The organism is Nevskia sp., assembly GCF_023266035.1.
GTDB lineage: Bacteria > Pseudomonadota > Gammaproteobacteria > Nevskiales > Nevskiaceae > Nevskia.
Window position 1 is genome coordinate 1 of sequence record NZ_JAHFRY010000015.1, and the last position, 23,883, is coordinate 23,883.

General features: G+C 65.5%; 25 protein-coding genes. 10 read left to right on the forward strand and 15 right to left on the reverse strand.

Annotated features, from left to right (window positions below):
• The 4 genes from Q0D45_RS03425 to Q0D45_RS03440 all read right to left on the reverse strand — a co-directional run.
• On the reverse strand, nucleotides 1–892 hold an 892-nt coding region (locus Q0D45_RS03425), incomplete at its 3' end, for an FAD-binding protein (RefSeq protein WP_366946331.1).
• Nucleotides 893–1,642 carry an electron transfer flavoprotein subunit beta/FixA family protein gene (locus tag Q0D45_RS03430; protein WP_015014594.1) on the reverse strand — a complete coding sequence of 250 codons (750 nt, stop codon included), beginning with the start codon at nucleotides 1,640–1,642 and terminating at the stop codon, nucleotides 893–895.
• Nucleotides 1,643–1,666: 24 nt separating this feature from the next.
• Nucleotides 1,667–3,448 (reverse strand): acyl-CoA dehydrogenase, encoded by a 1,782-nt coding sequence (locus Q0D45_RS03435; protein ID WP_043373373.1) that lies wholly within the window; start codon nucleotides 3,446–3,448, stop codon nucleotides 1,667–1,669.
• Nucleotides 3,449–3,472: 24 nt separating this feature from the next.
• On the reverse strand, nucleotides 3,473–4,840 hold the full coding sequence (locus Q0D45_RS03440) for an MFS transporter (protein WP_293388558.1): 1,368 nt from the start codon (nucleotides 4,838–4,840) through the stop codon (nucleotides 3,473–3,475).
• Between the two features lie 267 nt (nucleotides 4,841–5,107).
• Between Q0D45_RS03440 and Q0D45_RS03445 the strand changes: the two genes are divergently transcribed.
• Nucleotides 5,108–5,386 carry a transposase gene (locus Q0D45_RS03445; protein ID WP_012436224.1) on the forward strand — a complete coding sequence of 93 codons (279 nt, stop codon included), beginning with the start codon at nucleotides 5,108–5,110 and terminating at the stop codon, nucleotides 5,384–5,386.
• A gap of 188 nt (nucleotides 5,387–5,574) precedes the next feature.
• On the opposite strand, the gene Q0D45_RS03450 is transcribed toward Q0D45_RS03445, so the two are convergent.
• Both Q0D45_RS03450 and Q0D45_RS03455 read right to left on the reverse strand, forming a co-directional pair.
• Nucleotides 5,575–6,624: an MBL fold metallo-hydrolase gene (locus tag Q0D45_RS03450; protein WP_027015140.1), complete on the reverse strand. Its 1,050-nt coding sequence runs from the start codon at nucleotides 6,622–6,624 to the stop codon at nucleotides 5,575–5,577.
• Nucleotides 6,625–6,954: 330 nt separating this feature from the next.
• Nucleotides 6,955–7,995 (reverse strand): AraC family transcriptional regulator, encoded by a 1,041-nt coding sequence (locus Q0D45_RS03455; RefSeq protein WP_293388572.1) that lies wholly within the window; start codon nucleotides 7,993–7,995, stop codon nucleotides 6,955–6,957.
• A gap of 194 nt (nucleotides 7,996–8,189) precedes the next feature.
• On the opposite strand from Q0D45_RS03455, the gene Q0D45_RS03460 reads away from it, so the two are divergent.
• From Q0D45_RS03460 to Q0D45_RS03495, 8 genes are all read left to right on the forward strand, one after another.
• Nucleotides 8,190–9,335: an acyl-CoA dehydrogenase family protein gene (locus tag Q0D45_RS03460; protein ID WP_012436220.1), complete on the forward strand. Its 1,146-nt coding sequence runs from the start codon at nucleotides 8,190–8,192 to the stop codon at nucleotides 9,333–9,335.
• A gap of 1 nt (nucleotide 9,336) precedes the next feature.
• Nucleotides 9,337–10,395: a CaiB/BaiF CoA-transferase family protein gene (locus Q0D45_RS03465; RefSeq protein WP_293388580.1), complete on the forward strand. Its 1,059-nt coding sequence runs from the start codon at nucleotides 9,337–9,339 to the stop codon at nucleotides 10,393–10,395.
• A gap of 11 nt (nucleotides 10,396–10,406) precedes the next feature.
• Nucleotides 10,407–12,083, forward strand: coding sequence for a long-chain fatty acid--CoA ligase (locus Q0D45_RS03470; RefSeq protein ID WP_293388583.1), 1,677 nt, complete (start codon nucleotides 10,407–10,409; stop codon nucleotides 12,081–12,083).
• A gap of 27 nt (nucleotides 12,084–12,110) precedes the next feature.
• A complete protein-coding gene (locus tag Q0D45_RS03475) occupies nucleotides 12,111–13,292 on the forward strand; it encodes a thiolase family protein (protein WP_293388586.1) in 1,182 nt (393 codons plus the stop codon).
• 11 nt (nucleotides 13,293–13,303) lie between these two features.
• A complete protein-coding gene (locus tag Q0D45_RS03480; protein ID WP_027015145.1) occupies nucleotides 13,304–14,089 on the forward strand; it encodes an enoyl-CoA hydratase-related protein in 786 nt (261 codons plus the stop codon).
• 30 nt (nucleotides 14,090–14,119) lie between these two features.
• Nucleotides 14,120–14,902, forward strand: coding sequence for an SDR family NAD(P)-dependent oxidoreductase (locus Q0D45_RS03485; RefSeq protein WP_015014604.1), 783 nt, complete (start codon nucleotides 14,120–14,122; stop codon nucleotides 14,900–14,902).
• A gap of 116 nt (nucleotides 14,903–15,018) precedes the next feature.
• Nucleotides 15,019–15,312 carry an enoyl-CoA hydratase-related protein gene (locus Q0D45_RS03490; protein WP_255446752.1) on the forward strand — a complete coding sequence of 98 codons (294 nt, stop codon included), beginning with the start codon at nucleotides 15,019–15,021 and terminating at the stop codon, nucleotides 15,310–15,312.
• Between the two features lie 31 nt (nucleotides 15,313–15,343).
• Nucleotides 15,344–15,736 (forward strand): enoyl-CoA hydratase-related protein, encoded by a 393-nt coding sequence (locus Q0D45_RS03495; protein WP_253279287.1) that lies wholly within the window; start codon nucleotides 15,344–15,346, stop codon nucleotides 15,734–15,736.
• 47 nt (nucleotides 15,737–15,783) lie between these two features.
• Here the strand turns inward: Q0D45_RS03495 and Q0D45_RS03500 are convergent, their stop codons facing one another.
• The 9 genes from Q0D45_RS03500 to Q0D45_RS03540 form a co-directional block, all read right to left on the reverse strand.
• On the reverse strand, nucleotides 15,784–17,775 hold the full coding sequence (locus Q0D45_RS03500; protein WP_154163147.1) for a relaxase/mobilization nuclease and DUF3363 domain-containing protein: 1,992 nt from the start codon (nucleotides 17,773–17,775) through the stop codon (nucleotides 15,784–15,786).
• Between the two features lie 448 nt (nucleotides 17,776–18,223).
• A complete protein-coding gene (locus Q0D45_RS03505) occupies nucleotides 18,224–18,811 on the reverse strand; it encodes a S26 family signal peptidase (RefSeq protein WP_012202386.1) in 588 nt (195 codons plus the stop codon).
• Nucleotides 18,808–19,365: a DUF2840 domain-containing protein gene (locus Q0D45_RS03510; RefSeq protein ID WP_012202387.1), complete on the reverse strand. Its 558-nt coding sequence runs from the start codon at nucleotides 19,363–19,365 to the stop codon at nucleotides 18,808–18,810. Before Q0D45_RS03510 ends, Q0D45_RS03505 begins: the two co-directional genes overlap by 4 nt.
• On the reverse strand, nucleotides 19,362–19,637 hold the full coding sequence (locus Q0D45_RS03515) for a hypothetical protein (RefSeq protein ID WP_012202388.1): 276 nt from the start codon (nucleotides 19,635–19,637) through the stop codon (nucleotides 19,362–19,364). The genes Q0D45_RS03510 and Q0D45_RS03515 overlap by 4 nt, the downstream gene beginning before the upstream one ends.
• Entirely contained in the window at nucleotides 19,634–20,272 is a 639-nt protein-coding gene (parA, locus tag Q0D45_RS03520) for a ParA family partition ATPase (RefSeq protein WP_012202389.1), read from the reverse strand. Before parA ends, Q0D45_RS03515 begins: the two co-directional genes overlap by 4 nt.
• A 253-nt stretch (nucleotides 20,273–20,525) precedes the next feature.
• The gene (locus tag Q0D45_RS03525; RefSeq protein ID WP_012202390.1) at nucleotides 20,526–21,383 is read right to left on the reverse strand and encodes a replication initiator protein A; all 858 of its coding nucleotides are present in this window, start codon (nucleotides 21,381–21,383) and stop codon (nucleotides 20,526–20,528) included.
• Nucleotides 21,384–21,409: 26 nt separating this feature from the next.
• Entirely contained in the window at nucleotides 21,410–21,700 is a 291-nt protein-coding gene (locus tag Q0D45_RS03530; RefSeq protein WP_016451569.1) for a helix-turn-helix domain-containing protein, read from the reverse strand.
• Nucleotides 21,701–21,783: 83 nt separating this feature from the next.
• The gene (locus Q0D45_RS03535; protein WP_016451570.1) at nucleotides 21,784–22,557 is read right to left on the reverse strand and encodes a DUF2285 domain-containing protein; all 774 of its coding nucleotides are present in this window, start codon (nucleotides 22,555–22,557) and stop codon (nucleotides 21,784–21,786) included.
• 343 nt (nucleotides 22,558–22,900) lie between these two features.
• Nucleotides 22,901–23,248: a DUF2958 domain-containing protein gene (locus Q0D45_RS03540; protein WP_012202392.1), complete on the reverse strand. Its 348-nt coding sequence runs from the start codon at nucleotides 23,246–23,248 to the stop codon at nucleotides 22,901–22,903.
• A 216-nt stretch (nucleotides 23,249–23,464) separates the two neighbouring features.
• Between Q0D45_RS03540 and Q0D45_RS03545 the strand changes: the two genes are divergently transcribed.
• The gene (locus tag Q0D45_RS03545; protein WP_012202393.1) at nucleotides 23,465–23,758 is read left to right on the forward strand and encodes a helix-turn-helix transcriptional regulator; all 294 of its coding nucleotides are present in this window, start codon (nucleotides 23,465–23,467) and stop codon (nucleotides 23,756–23,758) included.
• Nucleotides 23,759–23,883: the final 125 nt, after the last annotated feature.

Consider the following 23,883-nt stretch of genomic DNA (forward strand, 5'->3'; position numbering starts at 1 on the left):
CCGCCTCCAGCCCGTAGTCGGCCACGCTGAAGATCGGCGCCTCCGGGTCCTTGTTGATCGCCACGATCACCTTGGAGTCCTTCATCCCCGCCAGGTGCTGGATGGCGCCCGAGATGCCGACGGCGATGTACAGCTGCGGCGCGACGATCTTGCCGGTCTGGCCCACTTGCAGGTCGTTGGGGGCGTAGCCCGCGTCCACCGCCGCCCGGCTGGCGCCAATGGCCGCGCCCAGCTTGTCGGCCAGCGGGGTCATGACTTCGTCGAACTTTTCCTTGCTCCCCAGCGCCCGGCCGCCCGAGACGATGATCTTGGCGGCGGTGAGTTCGGGGCGGTCGCTCTTGGCGATTTCGCTGCCCACGAAGCTGCTCTTGCCGGCGTCTGCTGCTGCTGCGGTGGTTTCGACGGCGGCCGAGCCTCCGGTGGCGGCGGCGGCGTCGAAGCCGGTGGTGCGCACGGTGATGACTTTGGTGGCGTCGCTGCTTTGCACGGTGGCGATGGCATTGCCGGCGTAGATGGGGCGTTCGAAGGTGTCGGCGCTCACCACCTTGGTGATGTCGCTGATCTGGGCGACGTCGAGCTTGGCGGCCACGCGGGGGGCCACGTTCTTGCCGCCGGCCGTGGCCGGGAACAGGATGTGGCTGTAGTTGCCGGCGATGGCCAGCACCTGGGCGGCCACGTTCTCGGCCAGGCCGTGGGCCAAGCCTGCGGCGTCGGCGTGGATGACCTTGGCGACACCGGCGATCTGGGCGGCGGCTTGTGCGGCAGCGCCGACATTGTGGCCGGCCACCAGCACGTGCACGTCGCCACCGCAAGCGGCTGCAGCCGTCACGGTGTTCAGGGTTGCGCCCTTGATGGATGCGTTGTCGTGTTCAGCAATAACGAGTACCGACATTTAGATCACCTTCGCTTCGTTCTTGAGTTTTTCGACCAGGGCGGCCACGTCAGCCACCTTCACGCCGGCGCCGCGCTTGGCGGGTTCGGTCACCTTCAGGGTCTTCAGGCGCGGGGCGACTTGAACGCCGAGGTCTTCGGGCTTGATGGTGTCCAGCGGCTTTTTCTTGGCCTTCATGATGTTGGGCAAGGTGACGTAGCGCGGTTCGTTCAGACGCAGGTCGGCGGTGATGACCGCGGGCAGCGTGAGGCTAAGGGTTTCCAGGCCGCCGTCCACTTCGCGGGTCACGGCTGCCTTGTCGCCGGCGAGCTCGACCTTGGAGGCGAAGGTGGCTTGCGGTAGACCGGCCAGCGCCGCCAGCATCTGGCCGGTCTGGTTGCAGTCGTCGTCGATGGCCTGCTTGCCCAGGATCACGAGGCCGGGCTGTTCCTTGTCGATCAGGGCCTTGAGCAGCTTAGCCACGGCCAGCGGCTGCAGTTCTTCATTGGTCTCGACTAGGATGCCGCGGTCGGCACCGATGGCCATGGCGGTGCGCAGCGTCTCCTGGCATTGAGACACGCCGCACGAGACGGCGACGATCTCCGTTGCCGCGCCTTTCTCCCTGAGCCGCACAGCCTCTTCGACGGCAATCTCGTCGAAGGGGTTCATGCTCATCTTGACATTGGCGATGTCCACGCCGCTGCCATCGCTCTTGACGCGGACCTTGACGTTGTAGTCAACCACCCGCTTGACGGGAACCAGGATTTTCATGGGAGGGTTTCCTTTCAGGATCATTCAGAGTTGATCGTCCGCCAGGGCCAGCGTGCTGGCGGCGCCGCCCGTGACGATGTCGCGCAGCATCGGCGCCTGCACCAGGACATGCGCCGCGTAATGGCTGGCTGTGGCGCGCTTGGTACCGAGAAAGCCCGCATCGCCCGCGCCCGCCGCGAGTTGCGCGGTAGCGGCTTCGGCCATGCGCGCCGACAGCCAGCCGCCGATCACGGTGCCCGCCAGCCGCAGGAAGGGCACGGCGCCCGCCGCGCACTGCGCGGGTTGACCGTCGTGGGCCAGCAGCCAGTCGACCGCTTCGTCCAGCGCCTGGGCAGCGGCTGCCAACGCGCGGCCGATCTGCGCCAGCACTGCATCGGGCGATTCGACCAACCGGCGCGCATCGCCGTCGATGCGGCCCAGCAGCGCCTTCAGCGTGCGCCCGCCCTCGCGTGCCAGCTTGCGGCCGATCAGGTCGTTGGCCTGGATGCCCGTGGTGCCTTCGTAGATGGTCGTGATGCGCGCGTCGCGCATGTGCTGGGAGGCGCCGGTTTCCTCGACGTAGCCCATGCCGCCATGCACCTGCACGCCGTCGGACGTGATGCCCTGCGCGCTGTCGGTACACCAGCCTTTGACCACCGGTATCAGCAGGCCGACCAGGGCCTGCGCCTGCGCGCGCTCCTGCGCATCGGCGTGGCCCGCGGCGCGGTCCATCTGACCGGCGCAGAAGTAGGCCAGCGCGCGCATGGCCTCGGTGCGGGCCTTCATGTCCATCAGCATGCGCCGCACGTCCGGGTGGCCTGCGATGGCGGTGCTGCCGCTGATCAGCGGCTTGCCCTGCACCCGCTCCAGCGCATAGGCGCGTGCGCGCTGGTAGGCGCGCTCGGAAATGCCCACGCCTTCCAGGCCAACGTTCAGCCGCGCGTGGTTCATCATGGTGAACATGCAGGCCAGCCCCTGGTGCGGCTCGCCGACCAGGTAGCCGATAGCGCCGCCGCTGTCGCCAAAACTCATCGACGCCGTGGGGCTGCCGTGGATGCCCATCTTGTGCTCAATCGACGTGCAGGCCAAGTCGTTGCGTTCGCCCAGGGTGCCATCGTCGTTGACCAGGTACTTCGGGCAAAGGAACAGCGAGATGCCTTTCACCCCCGGTGGCGCATCGGGTAGGCGCGCCAGCACCAGGTGCACGATGTTCTCGGCCATGTCGTGCTCGCCCCAGGTGATGAAGATCTTGTTGCCGCTGACGCGGTAGTGGTCGCCCTCGTGTACGGCACGGCTGCGCAGCGCGGCCAGGTCAGAGCCGGCCTGGGGCTCGGTGAGGTTCATGGTGCCCGTCCAGCGGCCCTCGACCATGGGTGCCAGGAAGCGGCGCTGGAGTGCGTCGCTGCCATGGTGCGCAATGGCCTCCACCGCGCCCAGCGTGAGCATCTGGCACAGGCTGAACGCGAGGTTGGACGACTTCCACATCTCCAGCACGGCGGTGGAGACCAGCGTGGGCAGGCCCTGGCCGCCCCATTCGGTGGCAGCGGGCATGCCGTTCCAGCCGTTCTCGCAGAAGCTGGCCCAGGCTTCGCGAAAGCCGTCGGCGGGCGTGACCCGACCATCGTGCCAGCGCGCGCCCTGCACGTCGCCGGGGCGGTTGAGCGGATCCAGCACGCCAGCGGCGTAATTAGCCGCCTCCTGCAGGATGGCCTCGACCAGGTCGGGCGTGGTTTCTTCATGGTCGGGCTGGGCGCAGATCGCGTCCAGGCCGCCGACCTCTTTCATGGCGAACAGCATTTCGCGCAGGGGGGCTATGTAGACAGACACAGCGAATTTCCTTGATGGCTACGATCAGGCGTTTTGCGGCGTCTGTTGCGACGGGCGCAACTCGCGTGCAGCCTCTTGCGGGCCCACCGACGCCGGGCCGCCATGCCTGATGAACGCCAGAGCGATCGAGCCGATGATTCCGAAAGCCCCGATCACCAGGAAGTTCTGCTCCAGCGGCAGCTCAAGCGCAACGATCTGGCCGATTAGCAGCGGCGCCACGATCGCGCCCAGGCGCCCCACGCCGGAGGCCATGCCGATGCCGGTCGAGCGGATGGACATCGGGTAAAACTGCCCGCAGTAGGCATAGGCCACCAATTGCGCGCCGGTGGTGCAGGCGCCGACCGCGCCGATGATCAGATAACGCAGCTCGGTCGAGGTCTGGAACGTCATCAGGTACAGCAGCACGCCGCCCAGCGCATACATCCCCACCAGCACCCACTTGATGTTGAACTTGTCGGCGAGCCACCCGCCTCCCACGGCACCGATGATGGCGCCAACGTTCAGCGCGATCACGAAGCTGAGGGCAGACCCCAGGCTGTAGCCAGCCATAGCCATCAGCTTGGTCAGCCAGCTGCTGAGCGCATAGACCATGAACAGGCCCGAGAAGAAGGCGATCCAGAACAGCACCGTGCTCGGGCCTCGCCCGTCCTGGAACAGCCGGGAGACCGGCGCACCCGCCACGCGGTCGGCGGTGGGCACGACGAACTGGGCGTCCGCCGGGTGCTTGACTCCCGGCTGGAGATTACGGGCCACTTCGGCCAGTTCGCCGTTGCGGCTGCGCGAGATCAGGTAGGTCATTGATTCCGGCACCAGCTTCAGGATGAACGGAATCAGCAGGACCGGCACACCCGCTGCGATGAAAACGACCTGCCAGCCGTACTCGCCGATCAGCTGCTTGCCGAGCACCGCGGCCAGGATGCCGCCCAGTGCGTAGCCCGAAGTCATCAGCGCCGTCATCAGGCTGCGGATCTTCTTGGGCGAGTACTCGACCATCTGTGCCACGATGACCGGCAGCACACCGCCAACCCCCAGGCCCGCGATGAAGCGCACCACGCTGAAGCTGATGGGATCCTTGGTGAATCCGGCGGCCGCGGTGAACACGCTGAACAGCATGACGCCAATGGAGAGGGCCCAGCGCCGACCAATCCGGTCGGACAGCGTGCCCAGAACCATGGCGCCGAACATCATGCCGAACAGGGCCGAACTGGCCATGAAACCGGCAGTCGATGCGTTCACGCCCATCTGCTGCATGATGGACGGCAGGGCGATGCCCATCACGGCGATGTCATAGCCGTCGATGATGAGAATCAACAGGCACCACAGAAGCACCTTGGCATGAAAGCGGTTGAAGCGAGCGTCGTCGGCGAGCTTCTGCATGTCGATTTGGCACACGTGTTTGTCTCCTTTGAGTTAGGCTCTGGATCGTGGGGCGGCGGTCATCGCCGCTCCGCTACATGTCGTCCAGCGCACACAAGGAATCCTAGGTGCCGGTGCTGCGAGCCGCGATGACGAAGCGCCCCGATCGAATGACAAACGGCCCCTTTCTGAGAGCACTGTTCAAGTGCGCCAAGAGGTCAGGCGTCAAGCTGAATATGGTCGCCGCGTGCGGCTGATATTCCAGCACGAAGGGCGCTTCTGCCTGCTGGGAACACCCCGGCAGTGTTGGGTGCCCAGGGGCTCACGCCCCATCGTCGGCGCACGCCTCAACGCCAGACCCTGTACGCCTTCGCCGCCGTCAGCACGCACGATGGCGTGATTGACTCTCTGGTGCTGCCCTGGGCCAACGCTGAGACGATGCAGGTGTTCCTGGCCGAGATGGCGCGACGCCATGCCGTCGAGTTCATCATGATGGTCATGGATCAGGCGGGTTGGCACATCGCGGGTCACTTGGATGTGCCACAGAATATGCGCCTAGAGTTTCTGCCAGCCTTGAGCTGAACCCGGTCGAGCATCTGTGGAAGGTGCCGTGCCAGGATTGGTTTGCCAACACGGTGTTCAAAGAACTGGAGGCCGTACACGACGCGCTGGTGCAAGGACTCATTGCTCTCGAAACACATCAGCAAAGAACCCAGTCAATGACAGGCTTGATTGGGTTACTTCTATATCCTTGAGGGCAAATTAGTGCATCAGGCGAGCCGATAGCGCATTGCGCCGTCTTCGTCTTCTGCAGACACGATTTCCGCACGCTGGTCGAGATAGTTTAGGTGGGCGAGCGTCTCTCCGGTCGCGAGGTTGAGGTGCATTTGCTCCGCAACAATGGACGAACGGTACAGGGCGCGAACCAGGTCGATGACCCTCAGAGGCTGCGCAAGTTGTTGCCTGACGCGGTCGGTGCCTCTGACGGTGCTCGCACGCAGTTGCTCCAACCGTAGGTGCAGGCCATGGAAAGGTTCGTTGTGGGCAGGCAGAATCAGGGCGCTCCCAGGTACGCGTTGCATCAACCGGTCGATGGAATCGAGCCAGCCCTGCAGAGGATTCGCATGCGGCTCGGTGGCGTACACGGAGGTATTGGAACTGATCCTGGGAAGAACCTGATCCCCCGATATCAGCAAATCCAGTTCGCGCGAGTAGAAGCACGCGTGCTCGGGGGAATGTCCTGTGCCGACGATGACTTCCCATTCCTGGTCCCCGATCCGCAACATCTGGCCATCCGTGAGCCGCACAAAGCTGTCAGGCAATGGATGGATCATTTTACCGAAGTCACCGAACCGGGTGCGGTACTCATCCACCTCGGTGTCGCTCCATCCGGCCCTCCGATAGAAGCGAACGCCATCGACTGGCGCTTCCCGCCCCGTATCGGCAAGCATCACCCGACAGCTCAAATACTCGTCTCGTGTCATCCAAAGCGCGCATTCGAAGCGACGTGTCAACCATCCCGCCATGCCCACATGATCCGGGTGCATGTGCGTCGCTATCACACGGGAGATGGGTCGGCCGGCTAGCGGCCCCTGCGGAGCGAGCAAGGCGAGCCACGCGTTCCTGACGTCCACGCTGCGAATGCCCGTGTCCACGACCGCCCAACCAGGACCGTCGCTCAATGCCCAGAGGTTGATGTGATCCAGGGAAAACGGCAGCGGCATGCGCAGCCACAGCACACCAGGCTTGATTTCCGTGGCTTGGCCAGGGAGTGGGAGATCCGAGAACGGATACGAGAGTGCCGGGGCTGCGTGGGTCATGATGCTTGATTACATTCTGGCAGTGCTGCTCCTAATGGCGCAGAGCCATCACTCCTATGCAGTGCGAGCTCAGTTTTAGCTGAGGAAGCTTAGAAGTCAGCCTCAACGGTGGCAATGACGAATGACCTCGATAGGCTGACGGAAAGCGTCTGCTTCCTGGCGCAGCCTGTCGCTGCGCTGCCGTCGGTGCAACTGCCAGGGCTGCAAACAGTCTCTTGAGCGCACGAAAGCCTCGCTCGATGTGGGCCAAGACCCGGCAGCTATGAAGGCGCCGATCTTCTCGGTGGTCGGCTACAGCCTCGTGGCCGTGCCGGAATTGGTCGAATGCCTCTATGTAGGGTGCTGCGGGCTACGCGAGCGGGCGCGGTAGGCTCCCGGCGCGCTGCCGGTCCAGACCTTGAAGGCGCGCTGGAAGGCGGTGCTGTCGGTGAAGCCCAGGTCGGCGGCGATGGCGATGAGCGAGGCTTCGCTGCTGGTTAGGCGCACGATCCCCATGTCGCGCCGCAGTTGGTCCTTCAGTGCCTGGAAGGAAGTGCCCTCGGTGGCCAGGTGCCGCTGCAACGCACTCACCGACATATGCAGGCGCTGCGCGGTGACGGGCAGGTCGGGCCATTCGGGGTTGGCCAGCTGCAGCACCATGCGGACCCGCGCGCTGGCGCTGCGCTCGTTCAGGTGCGGCCCCACCACGTTGCCCGGCGTGGCGCGCAGAAAGGACTGCAGCGCGTCCCGATCGCGCCGCACCGGCAGTTTGAAGGCGTCGGCGTCGAACCAGGCGGCCGTGCGCGGCTGCCCGAAGCACAGCGAACCGGAAAAGATGCGCCCGTAGCTCATCGCATGGAGCGGCAGCGCAAAATTGAAGTCGAATCGCTGCGGCACCAGCCGGCCGCCGTGCAGCCACAGCAACAAGCGCCAGAACACGCGCAGCAGATGTGCATGAAGGAATTCGGCATGTGCGCCCGGGCCGCCGCGCATCTCCAGCGCGAAGCCCCCCAGCGCGCCCTCGGTCACGGGCACCAGCGTCACGTCGTCCTGCAGCAGGGCGAAGGATTCGCTCAGGCGACGCAGGGCGCATGACAACGAATGGGCAGTGAACGCGCTGCGCACCATTAGCGCGAAGCTGCCCGGGCGCATGGGTCGCTCATGTAGGTAGCCCAGGCACTCGTCGTTCAGGCTGTCCTTGACAGCGATAAATAGCGCGTTGAACTGCTCCACGGTTACGCGCGAATCCTTGAGCTCCAGCAGCGATTCGCTGATGCCGGCGCGCCCCAGCACGCCCTTCAGCCATTCTTGCGTGGCCAGCCCCTTGCCGCGCGCGCCGTCCAGCAGGCCATGCACGGCAAAGATAGGAGCGGTGAAGACGGGTTGCAGCATTGCGTGTGATCGAAGGAGCCAACGCCGGTCGCGCGGGCCAAAAGAAGTTATTTGTCAGTTGATTGAGGCAATCCGCTATCGCCCTTGCAGGGGCCAATTATTACGATTGTCGCATCCCCAAAAACACTTCGGCAGTGGCGCTGTGCGGAACGCCCGGTGCGGGGTCAGAAGCCAACATACAAGGAGACATGCCCATGCTGCCACAGCTGTATCGCCACGCCTGGATGGACCACGAGATCGACGCTTTTCGCGAGCAGGTGCGTCGCTACGTTGCCGCCGAATTCACTCCCCGGCTCGACGAATGGCGCCGCCAGGGCTACATCCCGCGCGAGGTCTGGCGTCCGTTCGGCGGGATGAGCTTTCTGCTGCCCGAGATGCCCGAGACCTATGGTGGTGCCGGCGCCAGCCTCGCCTACCAGCTGGTGGTGCAGGACGAACTGGCCAAGGCCGAGATGCCGGTCAATATCGCGGTGCACACCATCGCTTCGCATTACATCCTGGACTTTGGCACCGAAGCGCAAAAGCAGCGCTGGCTGCCCAAGGTGACGAACGGCGAGATGCTGGCCGCAATCGCGATGACCGAGCCGGGCTGCGGCTCGGATCTGAAGGCCATCTCCACCCGGGCCCGGCGCGACGGCGACTACTACGTGATCGACGGCGCCAAGACCTTCATCACCAACGGCTTCACCGGAAACCTGCTGATCGTCGCGGCGCGCACCAGTGGCGCGGGCAGCAAAGGGGTGTCGCTGTTCGTACTGGAGACCGAGAACCTGCCAGGCTTTCGTGTGGGCCGCCTGCTTGAAAAGATCGGCATGCAGGCCTCGGACACGGCGGAGCTCTTCTTCGACAGCGTGCGCGTTCCAGCCGACCAACTGCTGGGGAGCGTTGAAGGCCAAGGCTTTGGGCAACTGATGGGCGCGCTGCCCTACGAGCGCATGGTCATTGCAGTGCCGGCGGCGGCCGTCATCGACCGGGCGTTGGAGCTCACCATCGAATACACGAAGCAGCGCAAGATATTCGGTGCGCCTCTGTTCGACATGCAGACAACGCGCCAAAAGCTGGCCGAGATGGCGACCATCGCGCATGTGGTGCGCAGCTTCGTCAACGACTGTACACAGAGACTGCTGGACGGCACACTCGACAACGAGGCCGCCTACATGGCCAAGTGGTGGTGCACCGAACAGCAGTGCCGCGTGGTGGACGAGTGTCTCCAATTGTTCGGCGGCTACGGCTACATGGCCGAGTATCCGATCGCGCGGATGTATGCCGCTTCGCGAGTGCAGAAGATCTATGGCGGCGCCAACGAGGTCCTGAAAGACCTGGTTTCGAGGAAGTTGTAACATGTTGTACGCGTTGCACACGCTGCAGATGCCGCTGCACGGCGTCCGCGTGGTGGAGTTCGAGGGCATCGGTCCAGGCCCTCTGGCCGCCAGGATGCTGGCCGACATGGGCGCCGAGGTAATCACGCTGACACGGGCCGAGCAGGCTGCTGGGGCGCAGCGTCTGGGTGGAGCAGTGGAGAACCCGCTGCATCGCGGCAAGACGGTCGAGGTCATCGACCTGAAGTCGCCCGGTGGCAAAGTGCGCGCACTGGAGCTGATTGTCCAGGCCGACGCCCTGGTCGAAGGCTTTCGCCCCGGTGTGATGGAACGGCTGGGCTTCGGCCCCACTGAATGCGCGGCGCACAATCCCCGGCTGGTTTACGGCCGGATGACGGGCTGGGGCCAGAGCGGCCCGCTCGCCCAGGCCGCAGGCCACGACCTGAACTACGTCGCGCTGACGGGCCTTCTGTCGCTGTCGGCGCATAGGGGGCAGGCACCCATCGTGCCGCCCTCGGTACTCGGGGATGGGGCCGGGGCGCTGGGCATGGCCTTCGGCGTCGCCTGCGCGCTGGTCGATGCGCGCGCCACCGGCCGCGGCCGGGTCGTGGACGCCGCGATCATTGACATCGTTGCCATGCTGGGCACGCTGGTGCATTGGATTCGCGCCAATGGGCAGATTGACGGCGCGCAGCCGAGCCCGTTTCACGATTCGCCGTTCTATGACGTGTACGCTTGCGCTGACGGCGGCTTCATCAGCCTTGCAGCGGTGGAGCCAGCGTTCCACGCGCTTTTGCTGTCGAAGCTGGGCCTTGCTGACGTGAACCCCGCCGAGCAGTACGACGCGGCGACGTGGCCAGCGCTGAAAGAGCGGATCACAGCCTTTATCCGCAGCCAACCCAGGGCGCACTGGTGCGCGCTGCTCGAAGGCAGCGACGCCTGCTTTGCGCCTGTGCTCAGCCTCGCCGAGGCGGTGCGGCATCCGCATAACGCGGCACGGGGCATTTACCAGATCACCTCCTCCGGCGCCATCGAAGCGGCCCCGGCCCCACGGTTCCAGGCACTCGACACAACTACATAGGAGACAAGCACATGACCGACACCATCCAGCCCACCAAGCCTGTCTGCGGCTGCCCGTCCACTACGGGCAACGAGCGCCAACTGAACACCACAACGCTGATCCGGCACGCTGCGCGCACCCACGGGGACCAGGAGATCGTCTACCGCACACCCGATGGTGGTTGGGATCGCTACACCTATGCTGATTGCTATGCGCGCGTCTGCCGCAGCGCCAATGCACTGCGCGCTCTCGGCGTCGAACCGGGCGACCGGGTCGGCATCCTGGACTGGAACAGCCGACGCCACTTCGAGCTGTACTGGTCCATTCCCGGCCTGGCCGCGGTCATGCTGCAGATGAACTTGCGCCTGGGTGCCGAGGATCTGGGTTACGTGGTCAGCCATAGCGAAGTGTCCTACGTTTGCGTGGACGAAACATTGCTGCCCATTGCCGAATCCATTGCAGCGAATTCGCCCCAGATCAAGGGCTGGATCGTCATGACCGACAAGCCGCTGGACCAGATCAAGACTACGCTGAAACCGCTGCTGCACTACGAAGACCTGCTGGCCGCCGCCGACGCGAAAATTGACTGGCCCGAAATCGACGAAACCTCGGCCTACAGTGCCTGCTACACCACCGGCACCACGGGCAAACCCAAGGGCGTGTACTACTCGCACCGCGGCATCTACCTGCACTCCACGGCCATGGCCACCAATCTGGGCATGACGCTGGATGACTGCGTCATGCTCATCACACCCATGTTCCACGGGCAATGCTGGGGCCTGCCACAGGCCGCCACACTGCTCGCCGACAAGATCGTGCTGCCGGGCCGCTACGTTGCCGAAGACACCAAGCCGCTGGTCGATGCCATGATCGCCGAGGGCGTGACGATTGCCAACGGTGCACCGGCCATCTTCCAGCCCATGCTGCAGTACATCGAGACGATGCAGGTCAAGCCGGACTTCAGCCGCATGCGCATGCTGTCTGGCGCCTCCGAGCCGCCGCTGTCGATGATGATCGGTTTCTACGACCTCACGGGTGCTGAGGTGGTGCACGCCTACGGCGCCACCGAAGCCACGACGCTGGTGACGATGAACCGCCTCAAGTCCACGCTCAAGAAGCGCTTGACCGAGGAAGAGAAGTGGAACCTCAAGCGCAAGCAGGGTCTGGTGCTGACCGGGGTGGATATTCGCATCCTCGATGCCGACGACAAGGACTTGCCGCACGACGGAAAGTCAGCGGGCGAGATTTGCGTGCGCGGCCCCTGGATCACGGCCAGATACCACGACATGCCTGATTCCGCAGACCGTTTCCTGGAAGGCGGCTGGTGGCGCTCGGGCGATGTCGGAACGGTGGACGAGAACGGTTACCTCAAAGTTACCGACCGCATCAAGGACGTGATCAAGAGCGGCGGCGAATGGATTTCTTCCATCGACATGGAAAACCTGCTCATGGGCCACCCCGCCGTGCGCGACGCCGCCGTGGTCGGCGTTCCGCATTCGAAGTGGCAGGAACGGCCGCTGGCCCTGGTGGTGCTCAAGCCCGACCAGCAGGCGACCCAGGAACAACTGAAGGAGTACCTGGGCAGCGCCTTCGCCAAGTGGCAGTGGCCGGATCAGGTCCTGTTCGTCGAAGCCATCCCCAAGACCAGCGTCGGCAAGCTCGACAAGAAGCGCATCCGCGCCGAGCATGCGGGCCGCTACGCCGAGTGAGCCAACCTTTTGAACCAGGAGAACAACATGAATGACCATGAACCCGTCATCGTCGGTGCGCTGCGCACCCCCGTGGGCAAGCGCGGCGGGCGCCTGCAGAAATGGCATCCCGTCGATTTGTTGGGCGAGACGCTGCGCCAACTGGTCGAGCACTCCGGCATCAACCCGGCCGATCTGGACGATGTGATCGTCGGCTGCGTGCTGCAGTGGGACCAGCAGCACGGCAACCTGGGCCGTCATGCCGTATTGGCGGCGGGGCTGCCCGAATCCGTGCCGGCGGTGACGGTCGATCGGCAATGCGGGTCGGGCCAGCAGGCGGTGAGCTTTGCCGTGCATGGCATCCGGGCGGGCGCTTACCAACTGGTCATCGGTGCCGGGGTCGAGTCGATGTCGCAGGCCCCCATGCCGCCGTCGTTCAAGCCCGGCGCGCCGCTGGGCTCGCAATACAGCCCGAGCGAACTGGCGCGCTACCAGGACAACCCGCTGATACCGCAGGGCGCTTCCTCGGAGTTGATGAACAAGCGCTTCGGTCTCACGCGCGAGGCCTTGGATGCCTTCGCCGTGCGTAGCCATCGGCGGGCCACCGAGGCCTCGCAGGCTGGCCGCGTCAGGGATCAACTGGTGCGGCTGACCGAGGATCCGGCTGATCCGGACAGCCCGATCGTCGCCGCCGACGAGGGCGTGCGCGCGGACCCCAACCCCGAGAAGATGGCCACGCTGAAAGCCGTGTTTGCCGCCGACGGCGCCACCACGGCCGCCAACTCATCGCAGATCAGCGACGGTGCCGCCGCGCTGCTGATCGCCAGCCGTGCCTACGCCAAGCAATACGGCCTGAAGCCGCGTGCGCGCTTCGTCAGCACCGCCGTGGCAGCCGCCGACCCGGTGATCCAGTTCACCGCCGTGCTCGACGCCACCCGCAAGGCACTGAAGGAATCGGGTCTGACCCTCGACGATATCGATCTGTTCGAAGTCAACGAGGCCTTCGGCGGCGTGCCGCTGATGTTTCAGCAGGAGTTCGGCATCCTGGACGACCGCCTCAACGTCAACGGCGGCTCGATAGCCATCGGCCATCCGCTGGGCTCTACCGGCGCGCGCATGCTCACTGACCTGCTGTGCGAGCTGGAGCGCCGGGGCGGCCGCTATGGCCTGCAGACGATTTGCGAGGCCTCGGGCACGGCCAACGCCACCATCATCGAGCGGCTTGGATGAGCGGGGCCACCATGAGCGAAGCCAGCGAAGTGCTCGTCAGCCGCGATGGCGCCATCGCCACCTTGACCATCAACCGCCCGCGCGCGAAGAACAGCTTGAACCGCGCGGTATTCGATGGCCTGCGTGCGCAGCTTGTGCAACTGCGCGACGACGATACCGTGCGCGCGGTCATCATCACCGGCGCCGAGGGCGTGTTCTGCGCCGGGGCCGACATCACGGCCTTCGATGCGCTGCGCGCCGAGCCACTGCTGGGCGATCGTGCGGCAGCAGGCGGCCACTTTTGGTCGGAACTGGAGCGCTTCCCCAAGCCCGTCATCGCAGCGGTGGAAAAGCTCGCGCTGGGCGGCGGCACAGAATTAGCGCTGGCCTGCGACATCGCGATCGCTGGCGAGTCTGCCAATTTTGGTGTGCCGGAAGTCAAGCTGGGCGCCATTCCGGGTGCCGGGGGCACGCAGCGCCTGATCCACGCTATCGGTAAGTCCAAGGCCATGGCCCTGTTGCTGACCGGCGATTTCATCGACGCCCGCAAGGCTTGCGATGCAGGCATGGTCGCCGAAGTGACGGCTGATGGCCAGGCCCTGCCGACGGCGTTGGCGATGGCCAACCGGATTGCAGCCAATTCGCCGCTGGCCGTGGCGCTGGCGAAAGATGCGGCACTGGCCAGCTTTGAGACTCCGCTCGCGCAAGGCCTGGAGCATGAGAAGCGCAATTTCCTCGTCGCTTTGCGTTCGGCCGACAACCTGGAAGGGCAAGCGGCATTCCTAGGCAAGCGCACACCCAACTTTACCGGCCAATAACGCCTGTTTCTCACCCATCGAGGAAAAACCATGCAACTGAACTCCGACATCTCTGCCGTCATCACCGGGGGCGCTTCCGGCCTGGGAGCCGCCACGGCCCGGCGTTTGGCCAGCCATGGCGTCAAAGTCGCCATCTTCGACATGAACGAAACCGTCGGCCAGGCGTTGGCTAGCGAACTCGGCGGCGTTTACTGCAATGTGGACGTGATGTCCGAGGAGCAGGTGGACGCCGCCTTCGCCAAGGCCCGCGCGGCCATTGGGCAGGAACGCATTCTGGTCAACTGCGCCGGCACTGCCGATGCCGTCAAGACTGTCAGCCGCGACAAGAAAACCGGCGAAATCCGCCCATGCGCGGCAGATCGTTTCAATCGCATCATTCAGATCAACCTGGTGGGCACCTTCCGCTGCATCGCCAAGTCAGCTGCGGGCATGTTGACGCTCGCGCCGCTGGCCGATGGCGACCGCGGCGCCATCGTCAACACTGCTTCGGCCGCCGCGCAGGACGGCCAGGTCGGCCAGGCCAGCTATGCGGCCAGCAAGGCAGCCATCGTGGGCATGACCCTGCCAATCGCGCGCGACATGATGGACGAAGGGATCCGGATCAACACCATCATGCCGGGGATCTTCGGTACACCGTTGCTGCTGGGTCTGCCGGACAACGTCAAACAGGCGCTGGCGGCCAGCGTGCCCTTCCCCAAGCGTTTAGGCGACCCCGATGAATTCGCGCAGGCCGTCGAGTTTCTCGTTACTTGCGGCTACATGAATGCCGAGTCCATTCGTGTGGATGGTGCCATTCGCATGGCGCCGCGCTGACGCTGACGCTGACGCTGAAATTTTGATCAATCAGGGAACGTCAGCATGCCTGGAAATCCGGTAATTCTCGAAAAGAATGGTGCCGTCGCGACCATAACACTCAACTCGCCAAAAAAATGAATGCGTTGAGCACGTCGGTCGTAAACGTGCTCGCTGGTGTCATTGCAGATGTCGAACGCGATGGCTCGATCCGAGCTTTGCTGCTGCGCGGCGAGGGCCGGATGTTCAGTTGCGGAGGCGACATCGAAGAAATGGTGGCCGCAGGCGATGCGTTGTCTACCTTGGTCGATGACGAACTGAGAGTGGCCGAAAGCATGATTCCTCAATTCGCCAGCCTGCCGTTCCCGGTAGTCTGCGCCGTACAAGGCGCGGTAGCCGGAGGCGGTCTCGGGCTTGCCTTGGCCTTCTGACTACCTGATTGCCGCAAGTGGGACGAAGTTTGTGGCGGCCCATACCGGCCTCGGATACGCGGGGGATTTCGGCATCAGCTGGCTACTTCCACGCGCAGTGGGTGGACGACGCGCACGAGACATGATCTTGACCAATCGCGTAGTCAGTTCGGACGAGGCCTTGGCCTGGGGATTGGTCGAGAAAGTGGTTCCTGGCGAGAGCCTGCTGGGCGAAGCGCGGCGTATGGCGGTGCAATTTTCGGTCGGACCAACGCAAGGTTATGCGGGCGCCAAGCGCCTGCAACTCGCTGCCTTCGAGAGTGATCTGGCGACCTCATTGAGGCTGGAGGCGGCCGAAATGAATCGAGCCTCGAAAACCACAGATTCGCTGGAAGCGGTTCACGCGTTCGTCGCAAAGCGAGTCCCGCAGTTTGCCGGACGCTGAACGGCTGTAGACGCATCCGGTCGGTAGGTGCTCAATCGCTGCTGGCGTCAGGTAACGGATAAACCCTGCTGCCGTCGGATTTGCCAGGATAGGGTGCCACCATGTACCTGCCCAGAAATCAGCATGCCGAGTCGTTGTTCGATGACCGGCGTCCATGGCACCAAGCTGAACCCCATACCATCATCGAGCATGGCAAAGCGGCCACTGGCGAGCATGAGGCTGCGCCGGTAGATGCCGGTCACGCGCTGGCCATCGGCCGCCAGACGGTGTTCCAGCCCGGTTTCGGTGGCAATATCCTTGGCAGCCCGAATCACATCCCGATCGCGTAGTGTCGCCAATAGATTGCGCGCGAGGATTACGCGCTGCCCGCGCCGCTCTGCCAGCCCCTGTTCGGCCAGGAATTCGGCGCGCTGCTGCATCGCCTGGTTGACCTCGCTGCCAAAGCCCAGGTTGCCCAGGCCCGAGCCGCCGCCGATCAACTGCTGGTCGAGCCAGGTGGCTCCGATCACGCGGGCCTGCCGCTCGATGGGCAGGTGCGATTTCAGCTCCACCGCCACGCCGCCCAGGCGCTGCGCATCGTAGCGACGGCCCTGCTCGGGCAGGTCGTCCGGCACCTTCCATAGCCCCTCGGCCACCCGTTCCACGATACCGGCACGGCGCAAGGCTTCCAGCCGGCGGACGTGGGACGCGACCACTTCCTGCGGATCGCGGCCGGGCACGGCCTGACCCTGCGCGATGGCAAGGTGGTGGTCGGTGCGGTACAGGCCATCGCTCGCCAGCGCGGCGATGTTCTTGTCGGCCGCGCGCACGGCGGCCGATCCCTTCACCTCCACCACGGCGCCGGCGGGATAGTTCGCCAGCTCGTCGCGGGCGTTGAGCGCGACGTAGTGGGCCTTGCCGTCCACCCCGTCGATGACCAGATAGCCCCGGTCGCGCAGTTCGTCGGCCAGCCCCTTTGCGGCGACGCGGCCGAGGATGGTTCGGCCGTCGTCGCCCGGCTCGAATACCGCCAGCTCGCGCGGCTCGCCGCGCATGGCCCGCTGCATGGTGCGGATGATGTCGCCGCGCTCGCCCAGGGCGCGCAGCGTTTTTTCCGCGTCGGCATGGACGGCCCAGGTGCCGGGCCGCATCTCGTCGGCCAGGCCCAGGCGCTGCAAGCGTTGCAGCCGGCCGATCAGCAGCAGGCGCTGGCGTTGCAGCCGCGGTTCGTTGAAGCGTTCGATCTGCACCCGGCCGTCGTCACCCAGCTCGCGCTCCAGCATACGATCCAGGCTCGTCCACCGTTCCTGCTCCACTTCGCGGGCCAGGGTGCGCCGGATCTCCTGTTCGGTGCGCGGCCCCAGCCATTCGGTCGCCAGCTCGGCGGCGCGATGCCGAAAGCCATCGGCGATGTAATCGCCCGCGATGATGAGGTCTTTGCCGGTGTCATCGCGCCCGCGCACGATCAGGTGGGTATGCGGGTTGTCGGTGTTCCAGTGATCGACGGCCACCCACTCCAGCCGCGTGCCCAGGTCGGCCTCCATGCGGCCCATCAGGTGCCGCGTGTAGGTGCGCAGGTCTTCCAGCTCGCCCCCTTCCTCGGGCGAGACGATGAAGCGAAAGTGGTGCCGATCATCGGCGCAGCGCTCCTTGAAAGCGTCCAGATCAGCTTTGTCGGTCTGCGGCCCATAGGCCCGACCCGGTTCGCCGTCGCGGCCCACGCCGTCGCGCTCGATGTAGCGCAGGTGCTTGGCGAGCGACTGCGGACTGGCCCGCTGCTGGTTGACCAGCAGTGTCTTGATGGTCACGCGCCGCGACATGGGCGTCAGCTTGGCCCCGGCGAAGCGGGCCGCTGTGTGGCCCCGACCCAGGCGCGAGCCAGGCCGCGGGCCGGTGGTCTTGCCGCCGCCAGCCGATGCCGGGCGGCGCACCGAGGACTTGCCGCTGCTGGCCTTGCCGGTCTGTTGGAGCACCTTGGCGATGAAGCTCTGGCCCCGGTTTTTCGGAGTCTTTGGAGGGTTCGGGCGGATGCGGAAATCGTCGTCGCGGCGGTTGGTCATGACTTCTCTCCCTGAAAGCTGGGGCGTAGTCCGTCGTGCGAAGCACGCGGACAAGCCCGCATTGGCGCGGGCCACGCACCCCCAGCGGCACGGCGGCGAAGCCGTTGCGTGCCGCGCCACCCCCACGTGCAGACTGGCTTTGCGGGCAGGCAGGTGCCGCACCCTTTTGTCTTGCCTTCCGCATTTGCCTCCCGCATCCGCTCCCGGCAATCGCGGCCCGGTGGCGCTGCTGCACCAGCAGCCAGCGCGCCGGCGAACGCGGATACGGCCGCAGGCCGGGCGCGTTCGAGGCAAGACGCCTGCACGTTGGACGGCTGCGCCGGAGACAGCGCGAAGTGCGGTGCGAATGCACCCGCACTGCACGCGCGACGACACGGCGACGACCAGCAGGACGACACGCCCGATGGCACGATGAGATGCATGGCAACGTGCAGCGAATCGACGGCCATCATGGGCGGGATTCCAGCCAGATCGGATGCGCGACGCCGATCACGGCGGATGCGCTGACCGGCCCGAAATACCGGCTGTCGAACGACGCCGGGTTGGTCACGCTCAAGAGGAACAGTTCGCCAGGCCGAAGCTGGCGGCACTGCCGCCAGGAAGGCAGCGGACGGCCCAGCCGGTCGGCGGGCAGCACGGCGGCCACCGGCACGCCGTCGATCCAGACCAGCGCATCAAACACGCACACCGTTTGCGGCGCGACGGCGCCCACGCGCTTGAGCAGCGGCACGCGCGCCGGCAGGTAGCGGCGCTGCGCGGCCAGCGCGGCGGTGTCTGCCGGCAACGTGGTCAAGACGATGCTGCCAACGGACAAAGGCTGGTGCAGCGAGTCGGTACGCTGGTGGAGCGGTTCCACGCGATACCAGCCGACCGCCACGCTGTCGGACGGGTTGTAGATGATGCGCGGCAGCGGATGCACGAAGGACGCCCAGGCCAGCGCAGCGAGGCCGCAGGCAGACAGGCACGCGAGCACGATGCGAGCGCGCAGGCGTGAGCGAGGACGCGGCGCGGTGCCGACAGTCGAAACGGCGGTCATGGCAGCGCCCTCCCGATGAGCCATCCGGCGTGCCGCTCGGCGGTGTATTCGGGCAGCGGCAGGCGCGCAGCGAGCCGGTTGGCGAGCGTGCGCCAGTACGCGGGTGAAGCGGCGGATGGCGCGATCCCCAGCGCCTCGATGGCGTCGATGCGCTCCAGCACGGCGCGCACCTGGTTCTCGCCCTCGGTGTGCAGCAGCAGGCGTGCGCCCGGCTGCACACCGGGGATGCGCTGCGCCGCGTCCAGCGGCGTGCAAGCCTGCATCACCATGAGCTGCCAGCGAACAGTGCCGTAGTCGGTGGACTGCCAGCGAATGCGGCAGAACATGGCATTCGGCATGAATACGGCGAGACTGCGCCAGCGGTCGAGCCGCAGCGTGCGCGCCGGTTCGCCGAAGCGCAGGTAGAGCTTGAAACGGTGCTCCAGGAAGGCCAGCGAAACGCGCGTTAGCGGCGTTGATGTTGGCCCCGTCGCGTGTGCTAGGAGTGGCGGCGACGGTGCAGCCGTGGCCGCGAAGGCAACAGGCGCGGGGGCAGACGAAGCGGATGCGGTCATGGTGTGTTCTCCCTGCGTTGTTCTGGAAACTCGCGCTCCAGCAGGCCGCGCAGCAGTTCGGCCACCGTCACGCCTTGCGTGAACGCCGACACCTTGATGCGCGCCCGCATTGCGGGCGTGATGTCGAGCGTCAGGCGTGCGGTGTAGAGGTCGCCCTTGCCCAGCGCATCGGCGTCGCCCTGGCGAATCCACGCCTCGGCGTGCGGATTCGCGGGCGGACGCGCGCCGATGCCGACGCGCTTTGTCGTGCGCTTGCTGGCGGGGCTGCTCATGTCGGCCACCGCAGCAGTTCGTCCACCAGTGCGGTGATTTCGCGCGCGGCGACGCTGTCCGGCGCCGTCTCGCGTGCCAGCCGGCCAGCAGCCACGCTGTCGGCGAACACGATGCGTTGATGCACTTCCGCGCGCAGCGCAGGAAGCGGCTGCTCGGCCAGCGCGCCGCGTGCTTCGCGTCCGATCACCGTGGTGCTCACGCGCCGGTTGATGACGAAGGCCGCGCGCAGCGCAGGCCGAAACACCTGCGCCTCGCGGATCAGCGCCACCATCTCGGCGCTGGCCCACAGGTCGTAGGGGCTGGGCTGCACCGGGATCAGCACGCGCTCGGCCGCCAGCAGCGAGGAGCGCGCCAAGGCGGCGATGCGCGGCGGCCCGTCGATGACGACGTGATCGGCCCGCCTGGCGAGTTCTGGCGCTTCCTGGTGCAGCGTTTCGCGTGCGAGGCCCACGGCGCTGAACAGCCTTGGCAAACCTTGCTGGCTGCGGCGCTGCGTCCAGTCCAGCGCGGAGCCTTGCGGGTCGGCGTCCAGCAACACGACGTGTTGGCCGCGCATCGCCAGCTCGCCAGCGATGTGGGTAGCCAGCGTGGTTTTGCCGACGCCGCCTTTCTGGTTGAGCAGCGCGACGATCATGGCCTGGCCCTCCCTGTTGGAAAGCCCGGTTGTTGCCGCTGTGCTTCGCGCCGCGTGGCGGTTTTCCACCGAGGTGCGGCGCTTCTACTACCAGTTAGATGTTTTAAGTTAGGGAAGTTAGGGGAGGCCGAAACCCGCGCCGTTATTGGCTTTGCGGCCGATCCGTACTCCTGATAGCACGAGAGTCGTACTCCCGATAGCACGATACCTCGTACTCCTGATAGCACGAGCCCGTCCACAAGCTGCGCACCGTTTATCCCCGTGCCGCGAACGGCACGGGCCGGAAGGTCAGCAGCTCGGCGCTGTTGTCCGGCATCCGCTCGATGCCTAGGACGTAGCCGGGCAGCGACTGCCGCGCGACCAGTGCGCGCAGGTCGTAGGCGAAGTCTGAGAAGCGCGTGGCACTGCCCGATTTCCGATACAGGTGTCGGAAATCGAATTGCCAACCACCCGGCTGTCGCCCGCCGTGTTTGCGCACCAGCCGGTACAGCCATCGCTCGATGCCGCCCGTGAGCCGGAAATACGCTGGGTCGATGGTCAGCACCAGCGCGGCATCCATGACGCCCGCGTAAAACCAGTCCGGCAGGATCAGCTCCAGCCCTAAGGGCGTGCCCTTGGTATCGGCCAGTTCCTTCCATTCGTTGATCCACGAGAAGCGGTGCAGCCGTCTTCCCGTGGTCTCCCGAATGGACGTGGCCACCGTCGTGGATTGCAGGCGATCCAAGGCCGCCTTGAGGCGCTGGTAGTCGCGCAGCGACGTACCGCGCCCAATGAATCGCTGGATCTCGTAGGGCGTGGCCTGCATGAGCCGCGATGGACGCAAGCCCGCGTCGCGCGCCTCCACAATCTGCGAAGCCGCCCAAATGAGCACATCTGCATCCCAAATCGTGGCGATGCCATGCTCCTGCGTTCCCTCCACGCGGATCGTGATGCCGCTGGCGCGGAAGTCGATCGGCGCCACGCGCCGCGACTTCGCCAGCGAGAAGAACGGAAAGGCCATCAAATCCTGGCTGTCGCGCGGCGCCATGTCGCCCGGCAGGGCACGGAACAGGTCGAGCTGTTCGCGCTCTGGCACGAGCCGCTGCCGGGACGGCAGCGCAGGGCTGGACATGGCGAAAGCCACCCGCGCGCCAGCGGTCAGCGCGCACGGCTGTCCGCCGAATGCTGCTCGGCGTACTCGGGATCGGATGTGCTCTCGAAGCTGCGCTCGGAAGCCCAGGCATCGAGATCGGCCACGGCGTACATGACGCGGCGGCCGAATTTGCGGAACTTGGGGCCGCCGCCCAGCACGCGCTGCTTTTCCAGCGTGCGCGGTGACAGTCGCAGGTAGTCGGCGGCTTCGTCGTTGGTGAGATAACGCTGCGGTTGCGCGACAGCGGCCGAGGTGGTTGCGGGAGCGGCGGCAGGCCGCAAGGGAGCAGGACGCATGGTGAGAACCTCCATCGGTTGCAGGGCTCCGGCCACACAGCGCAACCGGATGGAGGCAGTCTCAGAAAATGAAGCTCTCTTGCTCAGGGTCGTTTTGCGTGGCCTTCAAAACGACCCTTCTCAAGCGGCGCAAGCTGTGCTAGGCGGCGATAGCCGCCGCGCATCAGCGCATCGCCGCGCCGCGTCAGGCGGCGCACCTTGGAGCGCAGGCCGCCGTCGCTGTACCAACCGGCTGCGGCATCCACGCCGAACAAGCCTTCGGCCACATCGCGCAAGGACGCACCCGCCAGGGTTGCGTCGAGCGCCTGCAAGGTGTGCAGTTCCAGCAAGGCCGAATGCGATGGCCGGGGCCGAGCATTGGCCAGCGCCGCACCGGGCGCATGGCCGCGTGCAGGTGCGGCAGCACCGCCGTGATGGGCATAGGCGACAGCCATGCCGTCCTCCAGGCCGGGTGCCAGCGCGAAGCGCAGGCAATGGCCAGGGCTGCGCGCGATCAGCACCAGCCGCTTGCCATCGTGGATCAATTGCTTGTGACCAGGGATGCGCCAGAACGCGAAGGCGGTGGCATTCTGCGGTGGGTCGGCATCGGGGTAGAGCTGCACCACGCCGGCATGGCCGGGGAGCCAGGCCGGATGCGCGTCGCGCGCATCCAAGGCTGGGTCTTCCAGCAGGCGTAAGCCCCAGCGATGCGCCGCGTGCTGTGCCGCCTGCGGCCGGCGATGACGGTGCAGCCAGTCGAGCCGGTAGTCGGGATGGCGCCGCAGGTACTCCCAGGCCAGTGCGAGTGCATCGAGCCGCAGAACGTAGAGGTAGGCGGCGGTGGGATACCAGTGCGGGAAATGGTGAGGGCTGACCATGACGAAAGCTCCTGTCGAACAGCAGGAACGTCGCCACGGGCCGATCAAAACGAAGCTATCGCATCCAGATCAAAACCATCATCTGCATCAATTCAAGCATGTAACATGCGGTGTCAAGACTGATTGGCTCCGGTGTATTGCGAATCCCGTCCGAATGCGACGACCGCCCGACCCGACAACGTCATGCGGCACAAAACACCGTGCCCGTACCCGCATAAAAGATCGTGACTGATTGGGTCACACCAGCACGGGTTGAATGCAAGAGTGCGGATTCAGACCGGACAGGTCTGGAATAAGACTGAAATAGTCCCAATACGCCCCGCTTGGCCGCAGTGCGAACGGTTCAATCGAGGATGGAACCATTCTCCTGGGCCAGCCGCAGATATTCCGACAGCGGGCGTGCCGCCTGAAAATACCGATCCCGCATCACGGGCTGCTTGCGTGGCCCGACGATGGATTCCAGATCGGACAGCTTCACGGTGCCCAGCTCGGGCATTCCCAGCCCCAGGTCGATCAGGCCAAAGGCCGTATCGCCATCGGCCGGATCGAGCGCGGCCAGCAGCCAAGTGAGATGCGCGTCCGGCGTGAACAACCGCACCACGGGCAACGGGTCGATGGAGCCGCCAGCGGCGCGATTCTGGCCGTGGGCCAGCAACTGCCTGCGCTCGTCCTCGGTGATGAGTCGGTTCATGGGCAGCCCTTTCTTGGAACAAATCCACCGAAGCGTGAAAGCGTAAAGCCGTATCGGCGGATTTGAGGAAATGCACGGATTCGGTTTTGTGCTTCCGTGAAAAACCGCAAATGCGTATTTCTGTAAAGACGTAGAAGCACGAAAAAGGATTGATTCGGAATGAATGAGTTAAAGATAACGTGGTTTTAATTGTGCTGCGAATTGACGCTTCTGTCTATGCAGAAGCGAACCGTCCAGCGCGGCCGACCGGCCGGCTCCACCACCCATGACGCCGAGCTGGCCCACGCCTTCGGCGCGGCGGTGCGTGCTCTGCGGATGGAGCGCGGCATCGCGCAGGAATCGCTGGCACACCAGGCCGGCATCGAGCGTTCCCACATGGGGAAGATCGAGCGCGGCGAGCACATGCCCACGCTGGCGATCATTTTCAAGATCGCTGGCGCGCTCGAATGCAGCACGGCAGTGCTAATGAGCGAGGCTGAAAGCCAGCTCGCAGCGGCGGCCCCGCCGTAGGCGCTGGCCCGGCCGATCCGGCGCAAGCCGGTTCGGCGGTGTTCAAGGGGCGCCAAGTGCAGCGCGGCGGGGATGGGCCTTGCGCCGATCCCCTGGAGCAAGCGACGCGCGCAGCGCCGCAGGCG

Excerpts from the sequence above, each read along its gene's own strand:
- Q0D45_RS03530 (WP_016451569.1), bottom strand. The coding sequence starts at position 21,700 with ATGCGTCCTGCTCCCTTGCGGCCTGCCGCCGCTCCCGCAACCACCTCG.
- Q0D45_RS03535 (WP_016451570.1), bottom strand. The coding sequence starts at position 22,557 with ATGGTCAGCCCTCACCATTTCCCGCACTGGTATCCCACCGCCGCCTAC.
- parA (WP_012202389.1), bottom strand. The coding sequence starts at position 20,272 with ATGATCGTCGCGCTGCTCAACCAGAAAGGCGGCGTCGGCAAAACCACG.
- Q0D45_RS03505 (WP_012202386.1), bottom strand. The coding sequence starts at position 18,811 with ATGACCGCCGTTTCGACTGTCGGCACCGCGCCGCGTCCTCGCTCACGC.
- Q0D45_RS03450 (WP_027015140.1), bottom strand. The coding sequence starts at position 6,624 with ATGACCCACGCAGCCCCGGCACTCTCGTATCCGTTCTCGGATCTCCCA.
- Q0D45_RS03500 (WP_154163147.1), bottom strand. The coding sequence starts at position 17,775 with ATGACCAACCGCCGCGACGACGATTTCCGCATCCGCCCGAACCCTCCA.
- Q0D45_RS03470 (WP_293388583.1), top strand. The coding sequence starts at position 10,407 with ATGACCGACACCATCCAGCCCACCAAGCCTGTCTGCGGCTGCCCGTCC.
- Q0D45_RS03490 (WP_255446752.1), top strand. The coding sequence starts at position 15,019 with ATGAATGCGTTGAGCACGTCGGTCGTAAACGTGCTCGCTGGTGTCATT.
- Q0D45_RS03510 (WP_012202387.1), bottom strand. The coding sequence starts at position 19,365 with ATGACCGCATCCGCTTCGTCTGCCCCCGCGCCTGTTGCCTTCGCGGCC.
- Q0D45_RS03525 (WP_012202390.1), bottom strand. The coding sequence starts at position 21,383 with ATGTCCAGCCCTGCGCTGCCGTCCCGGCAGCGGCTCGTGCCAGAGCGC.
- Q0D45_RS03540 (WP_012202392.1), bottom strand. The coding sequence starts at position 23,248 with ATGAACCGACTCATCACCGAGGACGAGCGCAGGCAGTTGCTGGCCCAC.
- Q0D45_RS03465 (WP_293388580.1), top strand. The coding sequence starts at position 9,337 with ATGTTGTACGCGTTGCACACGCTGCAGATGCCGCTGCACGGCGTCCGC.
- Q0D45_RS03475 (WP_293388586.1), top strand. The coding sequence starts at position 12,111 with ATGAATGACCATGAACCCGTCATCGTCGGTGCGCTGCGCACCCCCGTG.
- Q0D45_RS03485 (WP_015014604.1), top strand. The coding sequence starts at position 14,120 with ATGCAACTGAACTCCGACATCTCTGCCGTCATCACCGGGGGCGCTTCC.
- Q0D45_RS03515 (WP_012202388.1), bottom strand. The coding sequence starts at position 19,637 with ATGAGCAGCCCCGCCAGCAAGCGCACGACAAAGCGCGTCGGCATCGGC.
- Q0D45_RS03480 (WP_027015145.1), top strand. The coding sequence starts at position 13,304 with ATGAGCGAAGCCAGCGAAGTGCTCGTCAGCCGCGATGGCGCCATCGCC.
- Q0D45_RS03455 (WP_293388572.1), bottom strand. The coding sequence starts at position 7,995 with ATGCTGCAACCCGTCTTCACCGCTCCTATCTTTGCCGTGCATGGCCTG.
- Q0D45_RS03460 (WP_012436220.1), top strand. The coding sequence starts at position 8,190 with ATGCTGCCACAGCTGTATCGCCACGCCTGGATGGACCACGAGATCGAC.
- Q0D45_RS03430 (WP_015014594.1), bottom strand. The coding sequence starts at position 1,642 with ATGAAAATCCTGGTTCCCGTCAAGCGGGTGGTTGACTACAACGTCAAG.
- Q0D45_RS03545 (WP_012202393.1), top strand. The coding sequence starts at position 23,465 with ATGCAGAAGCGAACCGTCCAGCGCGGCCGACCGGCCGGCTCCACCACC.